This window comes from Burkholderia sp. Se-20378 (assembly GCF_017104665.1).
GTDB classification, from domain to species: Bacteria; Pseudomonadota; Gammaproteobacteria; order Burkholderiales; family Burkholderiaceae; genus Burkholderia; species Burkholderia lata.
Genome location: NZ_JAAGPG010000295.1, coordinates 1 through 10,444, shown reverse-complemented (window position 1 = coordinate 10,444; position 10,444 = coordinate 1). Strand labels below are relative to the sequence as shown.

11 protein-coding genes are annotated in these 10,444 nt (G+C 67.2%); 6 read left to right on the top strand and 5 right to left on the bottom strand.

All coding sequences use genetic code 11. The features are described from left to right. Positions 1 to 273 (bottom strand): hypothetical protein (locus G3N93_RS25630; RefSeq protein ID WP_206134226.1); only part of this gene is annotated, 273 nt, incomplete at its 3' end. Positions 274 to 627: 354 nt separating this feature from the next. Here G3N93_RS25630 and G3N93_RS25625 point away from each other — a divergent pair. Further along, complete coding sequence (locus G3N93_RS25625) at positions 628 to 1,401, top strand: phytanoyl-CoA dioxygenase family protein (protein WP_174937455.1); 774 nt, start codon at positions 628 to 630, stop codon at positions 1,399 to 1,401. Between the two features lie 148 nt (positions 1,402 to 1,549). On the opposite strand, the gene G3N93_RS25620 is transcribed toward G3N93_RS25625, so the two are convergent. Continuing rightward, complete coding sequence (locus G3N93_RS25620) at positions 1,550 to 1,756, bottom strand: DUF3185 family protein (RefSeq protein WP_011353528.1); 207 nt, start codon at positions 1,754 to 1,756, stop codon at positions 1,550 to 1,552. Between the two features lie 193 nt (positions 1,757 to 1,949). On the opposite strand from G3N93_RS25620, the gene mgrA reads away from it, so the two are divergent. Then, the gene (mgrA, locus tag G3N93_RS25615; RefSeq protein ID WP_206134225.1) at positions 1,950 to 2,993 is read left to right on the top strand and encodes an L-glyceraldehyde 3-phosphate reductase; all 1,044 of its coding nucleotides are present in this window, start codon (positions 1,950 to 1,952) and stop codon (positions 2,991 to 2,993) included. A gap of 110 nt (positions 2,994 to 3,103) precedes the next feature. Here mgrA and G3N93_RS25610 read toward each other — a convergent pair whose 3' ends face one another. Both G3N93_RS25610 and G3N93_RS25605 read right to left on the bottom strand, forming a co-directional pair. Next, positions 3,104 to 3,289, bottom strand: coding sequence for a hypothetical protein (locus G3N93_RS25610; protein WP_011353526.1), 186 nt, complete (start codon positions 3,287 to 3,289; stop codon positions 3,104 to 3,106). A 302-nt stretch (positions 3,290 to 3,591) separates the two neighbouring features. Next, positions 3,592 to 4,473, bottom strand: a complete 882-nt coding sequence (locus tag G3N93_RS25605; RefSeq protein WP_206134224.1) for a DMT family transporter — start codon at positions 4,471 to 4,473, stop codon at positions 3,592 to 3,594. A gap of 784 nt (positions 4,474 to 5,257) precedes the next feature. On the opposite strand from G3N93_RS25605, the gene G3N93_RS25600 reads away from it, so the two are divergent. Further along, entirely contained in the window at positions 5,258 to 5,470 is a 213-nt protein-coding gene (locus G3N93_RS25600; protein ID WP_011353523.1) for a hypothetical protein, read from the top strand. Between the two features lie 58 nt (positions 5,471 to 5,528). Next, on the top strand, positions 5,529 to 6,551 hold the full coding sequence (locus tag G3N93_RS25595) for a serine/threonine protein kinase (protein ID WP_374196514.1): 1,023 nt from the start codon (positions 5,529 to 5,531) through the stop codon (positions 6,549 to 6,551). A 72-nt stretch (positions 6,552 to 6,623) separates the two neighbouring features. Here the strand turns inward: G3N93_RS25595 and G3N93_RS25590 are convergent, their stop codons facing one another. Then, a complete protein-coding gene (locus G3N93_RS25590; RefSeq protein ID WP_174937467.1) occupies positions 6,624 to 8,066 on the bottom strand; it encodes a coniferyl aldehyde dehydrogenase in 1,443 nt (480 codons plus the stop codon). Between G3N93_RS25590 and G3N93_RS25585 the strand changes: the two genes are divergently transcribed. Both G3N93_RS25585 and G3N93_RS25580 read left to right on the top strand, forming a co-directional pair. Beyond that, positions 8,034 to 8,501, top strand: coding sequence for a hypothetical protein (locus tag G3N93_RS25585; protein WP_206134223.1), 468 nt, complete (start codon positions 8,034 to 8,036; stop codon positions 8,499 to 8,501). The genes G3N93_RS25590 and G3N93_RS25585 overlap by 33 nt on opposite strands. A 292-nt stretch (positions 8,502 to 8,793) precedes the next feature. Beyond that, the gene (locus tag G3N93_RS25580) at positions 8,794 to 10,434 is read left to right on the top strand and encodes a GMC family oxidoreductase (RefSeq protein ID WP_206134222.1); all 1,641 of its coding nucleotides are present in this window, start codon (positions 8,794 to 8,796) and stop codon (positions 10,432 to 10,434) included. Positions 10,435 to 10,444: the final 10 nt, after the last annotated feature.

The following is a 10,444-nucleotide window of genomic DNA, read 5'->3' as shown; positions in this document are numbered from 1 at the left end:
CGGGCCGAGCGCGCGGCGCAGCGCAAGCGCGCGCAGCGACGACGGCTTCTGCAGCAGCGAGCGCAGGCCGGCACGGCGCGAGAACGCCTGCGCGCTCATCATCGAGAAAAATGCGTGGAACCACGCGCGGATACCGTCCAGCCGGCTATGTGCGGGCGTACGCTCGGCCAGCGCCTGCGTGCGTGCGCGGTGATGGCGCAGCGAGCGGGCAGGAGCGGGCGGCACAACGCGCTTCGCAGCGCGGCTGAGACGGGAAGTCAGACGGAATGGCATGTGAACGATGCTTCGCTTGTATGGATGGCGCCCTTGAGAGCGCACTGGTATGAACGGCCTCGGATGGCGCAACGGATCTTACCGAAACTCGCTGCGCGCCGCGCCCGCCAGAATTGACAGGCCGCGACAGGCTACAGGGGATTCATGACGGGCAAAAGTCGCGATAAACCCTTGTGCCACAAGGCGTGTGCCGCATACCGCCTGTCGGTGAGGCCAGCGCCGCGACGAACAGTTCCCTTGAGCCGGATCAAATCCGCGATTGGCATGCCCCTGCGCACGACAATGGTGCTGTTCGCGGCATCCGGCGCCGATTTACAATCGTGTCACATTCACACAATAAGCGTCTGGCATCCCATGTCGTCTCCATTGCAGTCGGAATCGATCCGCGCGCAAGTCGCGGAATTGCGCGAGCGCGGCTTTGTCGTCGCGCGTGGCCTCGTCGGCGAGGAACAATGCGCGGCGCTCAGACAGATCGCTGAGCGCCAGTTGCGGGAGGCGGCCGAGCCGATCGAGTTCGAGGCGGACCTGCGCTACCCGGGCGCGCCCGAGTCCAAGCATGCACCGGGCGGGCATACGGTGCGGCGGCTGCTCGATGCGTACTCGCGCGATCCGGCCTTCGCCGAGCGCGCGATCGCACCCGAAATCGGTGCGTGGATGCACGCGTATTTCGGTGAAGAACCGGTGCTGTCGCGCGCGCATCACAACTGCATGATGACCAAGCACCCCGCGTACGGCAGCCTGACCGGCTGGCATCGCGATTTCCGCTACTGGTCGTTCGAGCGCCCGGACATGGTGTCGGTGTGGCTCGCGCTCGGGCCGGAAACGAACGAGAACGGCGCACTGTGGCTCGTACCGGGGTCGCATACGGCCGAATTCGGGCCTGAAGCGTTCGACGACGCGAAGTTCTTCCGCAGCGACCTGCCGGCGAACAAGAAGATGATCGATGCAGCCACGTGCCCGTCGCTGCAGACGGGCGACGTCGTGTTCTTCCACAGCAACACGCTGCATTCGGCCGGGCAGAACCGTTCTGACCAGGTGAAGTTCTCGCTCGTGTACACGTACCACGGCGCGAGCAACCGGCCGGTGCCGGGCACGCGTTCGGCGTCGAGGCCGGAAGTACAGTTCTAGGTTCGGATCGGACGGGCGGTGGCACCGCCGCGATCACGCGATGCGGCGCATCGCGGGCGTTTGAAGCAACGGGCGGCCTGGCCGCCCGTTTCGTTTGGCGCGGCCCGGTCGCAGACGCGGGCCACGTGTGCATCGCGCGGCTGTGCGCTCAGCGCTTGCCGCCCGGCATCGCGAGGCCGATCAGGCCGATGAACGATGCGACGGCGCCGCCCACGATCAGCAGGATCGTCTTCGTTGCGGGCGAACCGGTGAAGAAGCGCGACACGTTGTCGTTGATCGAATGGAACGACTGACCGCCGAAATACAGCAGCACGACGCCGCCGACGAGCAGCGCAACCGAGATGACCCGGGACATACCAACCTCGCTGAAACGGTGATTCGAGACGCCGCAGTGTAGGCGACGGCCGCGGTCGCGTCCATCGTCGTGCCGCCGAGCGCGTTCCGGCCGCTTTCGCTACCATAGTCGTCGTATGACTCCTTCGCCGCCGCCGCGCCGTGTGCGCGGCCGGCGCGCGTCCCCTCTCCCGAAGTCCTGACGGAACCGACTCATGGCCTACGAAGCAGCTTCCGAACGTTATGCCGACATGCAATACCGCACCTGCGGCAAATCCGGGCTCAAATTGCCCGCGCTGTCGCTCGGCCTGTGGCACAACTTCGGCGACTCGACGCCAATCTCGACGCAGCGCGAGATCCTGCGCACCGCGTTCGACCTCGGCATCAACCACTTCGATCTCGCGAACAACTACGGGCCGCCGTACGGCAGCGCGGAAACCAACTTCGGCCGGCTGCTGAAGGAGGATTTCCGGCCGTATCGCGACGAGTTGCTGATCTCGACGAAGGCCGGCTGGGACATGTGGCCGGGGCCGTACGGCAGCGGCGGCGGGTCGCGCAAGTACGTGCTCGCGAGCCTCGACCAGAGCCTGCAGCGGATGGGGCTCGACTACGTCGACATCTTCTATTCGCACCGCTTCGACGCGCACACGCCGCTCGAGGAAACGGCGGGCGCGCTCGCGTCGGCCGTGCAGCAGGGCAAGGCCCTCTACATCGGCATTTCGTCGTACTCGGCGGCGAAGACGCGCGAGATGGCCGAGCTGCTCGCGCAGTACAAGGTGCCGCTGCTGATTCACCAGCCGTCATACAACCTGCTGAATCGCTGGGTCGAAACCGAACTGCTCGGCACGCTCGACGAAATCGGCACGGGCAGCATTGCGTTCACGCCGCTCGCGCAGGGACTGCTCACGTCGAAGTACCTGAGCGGCGTGCCGGCCGATGCGCGCGTGAACAAGCCGGGCGGCGGTTCGCTGAAGCAGGATCACCTGAGCGCGGACAACCTCGACCATGTGCGCAAGCTCAACGCGATCGCCGAACGACGCGGGCAGAGCCTCGCGCAGATGGCGCTCGCATGGGTATTGCGCAACGGCCGCGTGACGTCCGCGCTGATCGGCGCTAGCCGCGCGGAACAGGTGCGTGAAAACGTCGGCGCGTTGAAGAACCTCGAATTCTCGGCGGAAGAACTCGCAGAGATCGATCGTCACGCGACGGAAGGCGGCATCAATCTGTGGGAAAAGCCGTCCACCGATCAGGCGATCTGATCGGCAGTCGATACGGCATGCGAAACAACGCGTGCCGTATCAAAGACCGGCGCGCAACACATCACATCGCTGCAATGCAGCGATGCACGCCACGCACGGGTGGTGCGCCGCTAGATCAGCGCAGGCAGGCCTTCGACGAGCAATACCGCGACACCGACGCCGAGGATGACGCCCAGCACGCGCAGCAGGTTGTGGCGGAATTCGGTTGCGCACGGCACCGCGCCGAGAAATAGCGCTCCGGCCAGCGCCATCGGAATCAACAGGATGAAGTCGCCGATCGTGAAGTAGGTCGTCATGCGTGTCTCCAAGGTCGGCCGGAGTGGGCGCTTGCGCGCTTGCTCCGGCCCCATGCCGGGTGTTTCTAGTATTGGTCCGACCCGATTGCGAGCGGGGCGGTCAATTCGAGTATAGGCAAACGGCGACGCTTTTCGCTATCCGAACCATTAAAAATCAGCGGAAAGCCCGGCGAATCGCGCATTTTTCCCGCAAGTTAGACGAACGCCTTGCACGTATCTTTCCCGTGCCTTTCGATTTGTGCGGATTCGTCGTATGTGTCCGATGCGTGCCGCCGCACCCATGGGCGCGGCGGCACGCCCGCTCATGCGCGGTCGGGTTGCACGCGGGCGGCCGGCGCGCGGAACACGAGTGCGAGCCCCGCGATGATCGCGCCCATGCCGGCGAGCGCGAGCGGCTCGGGCCGGTTGCCGAGCCACACGGCATCCATCAGCGTGGTGACGACGGGCACGAGATAGAACAGGCTCGTCACGTTGACGAGATCGCCGCGCTGCATCAACCGGTAGAACAGCAGTTGCGCGATCACCGAAATCACGATGCCGAGCCACAGCAGCGGGATCACGAATGCCCAGCTCATGTCGAACGACACCGGCCGGAACGGCACGATCGCCACGCACAGCGCGAGGCCGATCGCATTCTGCAGCGGCAGCACGTCGGCGGGCGCCGCACGTACGCGCTTTTGCAGCAGCGAGCCGGCGGTCAGCGCGACGGGCGCGGTGAGCGCGCACGCGATGCCCGCGAGCGACAGGCCGACGTCTCCTACGCCGCGGAACACGACGAGCGCGAGGCCGGCCAGCGACAGCGCGAGCCCCGCGATGCGCACGGGCTGCCAGCGCCGCTCGACGATCGCGAGCGTGAGGATTGGCTGCACGCCGAGGATCGTCGCGAGCACGCCCGGCGCGATCCCGCGCTCGAGCGCGAGCAGGTAGAAGATCGAATAGCCGCCCATCATCAGCAAGCCGGTCAGCGCGGCCATGCGCCGCTCGCCGCGCGGCGGCAGCCAGCGTTTGCGCAGGAAAGCCAGCCCGAGCAGCACGAGAGACGCCAGTGCGAAACGTGCGGTGAGAAAGACGAACGCGGATGCGTGACGCAGACCGAGTTCAGCGAAGATCGCGCCGCTGCTCCACAGCAGCACGAAGAGCGACGTTGCGCCATGCGCGGCGAGCGCGCGTTTGAACGAAACCATGTGAATCCACCTGTCGAACGGATCGGAACGTTCCATCCGCGCGCGCAGCAACACGCCGTGCGTCATGACGCACGAATGCGGGCCCGCGGGCGAATGGAAGACGAAACGGAAGCCGGCTGGTCAGCCGGCGCGTGCCGCCGGAGGGGGCGGCGCGGCGCCGACGAGCGGCGGTGCGACAGGAGGAGGAAGAACCGACGGATGCGCGCACGCCTGCGGCCGCGAGTCGAACTGCGGCCGGAATTTTGCAAGGGCGGACGTGAACGGATGCATCGTGTCGGAATGCGCTTGAACGCGAATGAGCATCAAAGGTACCGCAAGGCCGGCATCGGACGCAACACCTGTCGGCGGCATCGCGTGACGAAGGGCGATGCGCGCGCAACCGTCGCTGCGCGGGCCGCGTTCGAGGCAGGGGGAAGGTGATGACGGTGTAGCGTGGTTCGGCAACCGCAGTCGCGCGAATGTGCGTGGCGACCCGGCACCGGACCCACGGTGCGCGCGGGGTGTCCGTCACGTGCGGGCCGCGGTGATGCCGGGGATTCGGCGGGCAGTCACATTCGACAGGGTATGATGGGGGTAACCGGGCAGGCAAGCGTCTACCCCGGCGCAGTGGTTGATTGGAGACATTCGACGAATTCGCGGCACTTCGCCTGCTTCTTCTTCTTTTCGTGCTTCGATAAACCGTGAACAATGGGATTACGCGCAACGCTCCGTCGAGAGCGCGCGGATCGTGCATTTGCCGGCCCCCAGCGGGCCGGGTTTCAAGATTCAAGAGTGGGGAACCATCATGCATGTCGGGTCGATTGTCTGCACTACCCATATCGCGGTGCCGAAGGGCGCGCGCGGCATCGTCCAGCGCGTTCTGGGCGACATGGCCATGGTGACCTGGTACGCGGGCGTACCGGGCGAGTCCAAGGAACTCAACACCGAGCCGTTCTTTCTCGAGGACCTGATCGACACCGGCGAATCCGTGCTGCCGGCCGGCGCGGCGCTTCACTAAGCGCAACCACCGCACCGGGCGCTCGTCTTTCAGCCCGGCTGGCGGCACAATGCGGGGCATGAAAGACGTCACTTCCGCTCCCGCTTCTCCCGCCGGCCCGCCGTTCGCCGGACTCACGCCCGAGTGCGTGCTCGACGCGCTCGACAGCGTGCTGATACCGGCCGGCCTGCGCACCGACGGGCGACTGCTCGCGCTCAACAGCTACGAAAACCGCGTCTATCAGGTCGGTATCGAAGACGGCCCGCCGGTCGTCGCGAAGTTCTACCGTCCGGCTCGCTGGTCGGACGAAGCGATCCTCGAAGAGCACGCGTTCGTCGCCGAACTCGCCGCGCGCGAGATTCCGGCGGTGCCTGCGCGCACGTTCGACGGCCGCACGCTGCACGCGTTCGACGGCTTCCGCTTCTCGATCTTCGAGCGGCGCGGCGGCCGCGCGCCCGATCTCGATCGCAGCGACACGCTCGAATGGCTCGGCCGCTTCATCGGCCGGATCCATGCGGTCGGCGCGACGCAGCCGTATGCGGCGCGCCCTGTGCTCGACATCAAGACGTTCGGCTACGAGCCGCGCGACTACCTGCTCGCGCACGATTTCATTCCGGACGATGTGCGGCCCGCGTACGAGACGGCCGTGACGCTCGCGCTCGAAGGCGTCGAGGCCGCGTTCGAGCGGGCGGGCGAGATCCGCCTGCTGCGCACGCACGGCGACTGTCATCCAAGCAACGTGCTGTGGACCGATGCCGGCCCGCACTTCGTCGACTTCGACGACAGCCGGATGGCGCCCGCGATCCAGGATCTGTGGCTGCTGCTGCCGGGCGATCGCGAAGGCGCATCGCGTGCGCTGGCGGACCTGCTGGCCGGCTACGAGGATTTCTGCGAATTCGAGCCGCGCGAGTTGCATCTCGTCGAAGCGCTGCGCACGCTGCGGCTGATCCACTACGCGGCATGGCTCGCGCGGCGCTGGGACGATCCCGCGTTTCCGGCCGCGTTCCCGTGGTTCAACACGCATCGTTACTGGGAAGCGCGCGTGCTCGAGTTGCGCGAGCAGATCGGCGCGATGCAGGAAGGGCCGCTCTGGCCCGTGTGACGGCGCGCGCGGCATCCTCGCCGCGCGGCATGCTGGGGCGGGCCGCGGCGCGATGCGCGCGGCCCGTTTCGCTTAGAACTTCAGCATCAGCTTGATCAGCGCGGCGAAGCGCTTGCCGTACGGCGGCGCGAGCAGGTTGCGTGCGTTCAGGCGTGCCTGCGTGAGCACCGGCTTCATCTTCGAGAACGTCACGAAGCCGTCGTAGCCGTGATAGGCGCCCATGCCGCTCGCACCGACACCACCGAACGGCAAACTGCCGCACGCGATGTGCATCAGCGTTTCGTTGATCGACACGCCGCCGGAGATCGTTTCACGCATCACACGGTCGATCGTGCCGCCGTCCTCGTCGAACAGGTAGAGCGCGAGCGGACGCGGGCGTGCATTCACGTAGGCGATCGCTTCGTCGAGCCGTTCGTACGGCACGAGCGGCAGCAGCGGCCCGAAGATTTCCTCCTGCATCAGTTGCGACGCGGCCGGCACCTGCGTGACCGCGCACGGCACGAAGCGGCGCGACGCGGAATCGGATTGCGCGTCGGACAGCGGATGCAATTGCGCGCCGGCCGCCTGCGCGTCACTCGCGAGTTGCTGCAGCCGCGCGTAGTGGCGCGGCGACACGATCGTCGTGTAGTCGCCGTTGGCCGACAGGTCGGGATACATCTTCGCGAAGCGGGCACGCGCGCGCTCGATGAACGCGGCTTCCATCCCGCGCGGCAGCAGCACATAGTCGGGTGCGATGCAGGTCTGGCCCGCGTTCAGCGTCTTGCCGGCGACGATCGCGTCGACGGCTGCATCGAAGCGCGCGTTCGGGCCGACGATCGCCGGCGACTTGCCGCCGAGTTCGAGCGTGACGGGCGTGAGGTTGTCGGCGGCCGCGCGCATCACGTGGCGGCCGACGTGCGTCGAGCCGGTGAACAGCAGGTGATCGAACGGCAGCCCGCTGAACGCGGCGCCGACTTCCGCATCGCCGTTCACGACCGCGACGTGGTCACGCGTGAAGGTCTTGGCAATCAGCTGCTCGAACAGTGCCGACGTGCGCGGCGTCAGTTCGGACATCTTGATGATCGCGCGGTTGCCGGCGGCGAGCGCGCAGATCAGCGGGCCGGCCGCGAGCAGCACCGGATAGTTCCACGGCACGACGATGCCGACCACGCCGAGCGGCTGCGGAATCACCTTCGCGCGCGCCGGGCGCAGCCACTTGTTCATCGGTTTGCGGATCGGTTTCATCCAGCGCTTGCCGTGCTTGAGCGCGTCGTCGATCTCTTCCTTCGCCATCCAGATTTCCGACAGCAGCACTTCCTGCTTCGCGCGATGACCGAAATCGGCACTGATCGCTTCGGCGAGTGCATCCGCATGGTCGATCAGCATCGTGCGCAGCGCACGCAGATGCTGCACGCGCGTTTCCCATGCCGGATACGGCGCGCGCAGGTAGGCCGCGCGCTGGTCGCGCAGCAGCGCCGTCAACGCATCCACCGACGGCACGGCTTGCGGGGCCAGTTCGGGCAGGTCGTTCTTCATGTCGTCTCCTCCAGTTGGGCCCGGCTGGTCGGCCGGCCGTCACGCCGCACGCGCACGCTCGGCGAGCGCGGCGACGCGGATCGGGGTGGTGCGTGTCGCGCGGCGCGGGGCCGGATGCGACGTGTGCTCGAAAAACGGTTGAAGCGTGCAGCGGGCGTCGCATCCACGCGACGGTGTGCGCATCCGGAAACCACTTTTTGGCGCATGCGCGTGCGGCGCGATGTGGCTGCCGACCGGCACGCGTCGCTGCGCCGCGAGCGCTTGCCGGTGCACCGACACGGCGCGGCGCGACGTGTACGCCAGATCGTGCCGCAGCGCATCGTGCCGCTGCGGCGACAAACCGTCCAAACGGTCGGCGACGACACGTGCCGTTCGATTTCGATCGACTGCGCGCATGACGCAGAGCATCCCCGCGCGGGCAGCCGTTTGAAATGAAATGCGGGCGGCGCGCATCGCATCCGGACAACCCGGTCGGCACGCGGCCAGCAGAACCTGGCGCTGCATCGTCGTCACTCCCGTTTCGCGACGGATCGGCTTCTCGTGGCCGGCGCGTCATGCAAAGCGAATCGATACATCTTAAATTTAGTTCACGCGGGCGTTTAGAGGAATCGCTCTTGAATCCGCGCGCCGCGTGGGCAACGGCCATTCCTACAATGCCCGAATTACAAGAGGGGACGCGGTCGCGCGGCGGTGCCGGGCGCCTTCCATGACACGACGGAGACGTGACATGCAATACGACTACATCATCGTCGGCGGCGGTTCGGGCGGGTCGAGCCTGGCAGGCCGTCTCGCCGATGCCTGCCCCGATGCGACGATCGCGCTGATCGAAGCCGGCTCGCATACGGAGCGCAACCTGCTCGTCAACATGCCGGTCGGCATCGCGGCGCTGGTGCCGTTCAAGCTCGGCACGAACTACGGCTACGAGACGGTGCCGCAGCCGGGCCTCGGCGGGCGGCGCGGCTATCAGCCGCGCGGGCGCGGGATGGGCGGCTCGAGCGCGATCAACGCGATGATCTACACGCGCGGCCACCCGGGCGACTACGACGAATGGGCGCAGCTCGGCGCGACAGGCTGGGGCTGGCAGGACGTGCTGCCGTATTTCCGCCGCGCGGAAGGCAACGCGCGCGGCGCCGATGCATGGCACGGCGCGGACGGCCCGCTCACGGTGTCGGATCTGCGCTTTCGCAATCCGTTCTCCGAACGATTCATCCAGGCCGCGCATGCGGCCGGCTATCCGCTGAACGACGACTTCAACGGCGCGACGCAGGAAGGCGTCGGCTTCTACCAGGTCACGCACCGCGACGGCTCGCGCTGCAGCGTCGCCCGCGCGTACATCTACGGCCGCAACCGGCCGAACCTGCACGTGATCACCGATGCGACGGTGCTGCGAGTCGTGTTCGACGGCAAGCGTGCGGCCGGCGTCGCGGTCGCGCGCAACGGGCGCGTCGAGACGCTCGACGCGCGCGCGGAAGTGATCCTGTCGGCCGGCGCGTTCAATTCGCCGCAACTGCTGATGTGTTCGGGGATCGGCCCGGCGGAGCAACTGCGCCGGCACGGGATCGCGGTCGTGCAGGATGCGCCGGACGTCGGCACGAACCTGATCGACCATATCGATTTCATCATCAATACGCGCGTGAATTCATCGGAACTGGTCGGCGTGTGCCTGCGCGGGATCGCGAAGATGACGCCCGCGCTCGCGCGCTATTTCTCGAGCCGTACCGGGATGATGACGAGCAACGTCGCGGAGGCCGGCGGCTTCATCAAGAGCGATCCGTCGCTCGAGCGTCCCGACCTGCAACTGCATTTCTGCACGGCGCTCGTGGACGACCACAACCGCAAGATGCACTGGGGCTTCGGCTATTCGCTGCACGTGTGCGCGCTGCGGCCGTTCAGTCGCGGCACGGTGGCGCTCGCGAGCGGCGATGCGCGCGACGCACCGCTGATCGATCCGCGCTTCTTCAGCGATGCGCGCGATCTCGACCTGCTCGTGCGCGGCACGCAGGCGATGCGCAAGATCCTGTCGCAGGCACCACTCGCGTCGCAGGGCGGGCGCGAGCTGTACACGCGGGCCGACCAGAGCGAAGCGGAGCTGCGCAAGACGATCGTCGAGCATGCCGACACGATCTACCACCCGGTCGGCACCTGCCGGATGGGTTCGGACGCGCGTGCGGTCGTCGATCCGCAACTGCGCGTGCGCGGCGTCGAAGGATTGCGCGTGGTGGATGCGTCGGTGATGCCGACGCTGGTCGGCGGGAACACGAATGCGCCGTCGGTGATGATCGGCGAACGCGCGGCGGACTTCATCGTCGCCACGCGCAAGGGCGCGGCGCTGCGCGGCGAGGCAGCCGCCGCGGTGCACGGCCGCTGAGCGGCGCGCG

Bases quoted from the DNA above. Each gene is read 5' to 3' on its own strand.
- G3N93_RS25595 (WP_374196514.1), top strand. From the start codon at position 5,529: ATGAAAGACGTCACTTCCGCTCCCGCTTCTCCCGCCGGCCCGCCGTTC.
- G3N93_RS25590 (WP_174937467.1), bottom strand. From the start codon at position 8,066: ATGAAGAACGACCTGCCCGAACTGGCCCCGCAAGCCGTGCCGTCGGTG.
- G3N93_RS25605 (WP_206134224.1), bottom strand. From the start codon at position 4,473: ATGGTTTCGTTCAAACGCGCGCTCGCCGCGCATGGCGCAACGTCGCTC.
- G3N93_RS25580 (WP_206134222.1), top strand. From the start codon at position 8,794: ATGCAATACGACTACATCATCGTCGGCGGCGGTTCGGGCGGGTCGAGC.
- G3N93_RS25620 (WP_011353528.1), bottom strand. From the start codon at position 1,756: ATGTCCCGGGTCATCTCGGTTGCGCTGCTCGTCGGCGGCGTCGTGCTG.
- G3N93_RS25600 (WP_011353523.1), top strand. From the start codon at position 5,258: ATGCATGTCGGGTCGATTGTCTGCACTACCCATATCGCGGTGCCGAAG.
- mgrA (WP_206134225.1), top strand. From the start codon at position 1,950: ATGGCCTACGAAGCAGCTTCCGAACGTTATGCCGACATGCAATACCGC.
- G3N93_RS25625 (WP_174937455.1), top strand. From the start codon at position 628: ATGTCGTCTCCATTGCAGTCGGAATCGATCCGCGCGCAAGTCGCGGAA.
- G3N93_RS25610 (WP_011353526.1), bottom strand. From the start codon at position 3,289: ATGACGACCTACTTCACGATCGGCGACTTCATCCTGTTGATTCCGATG.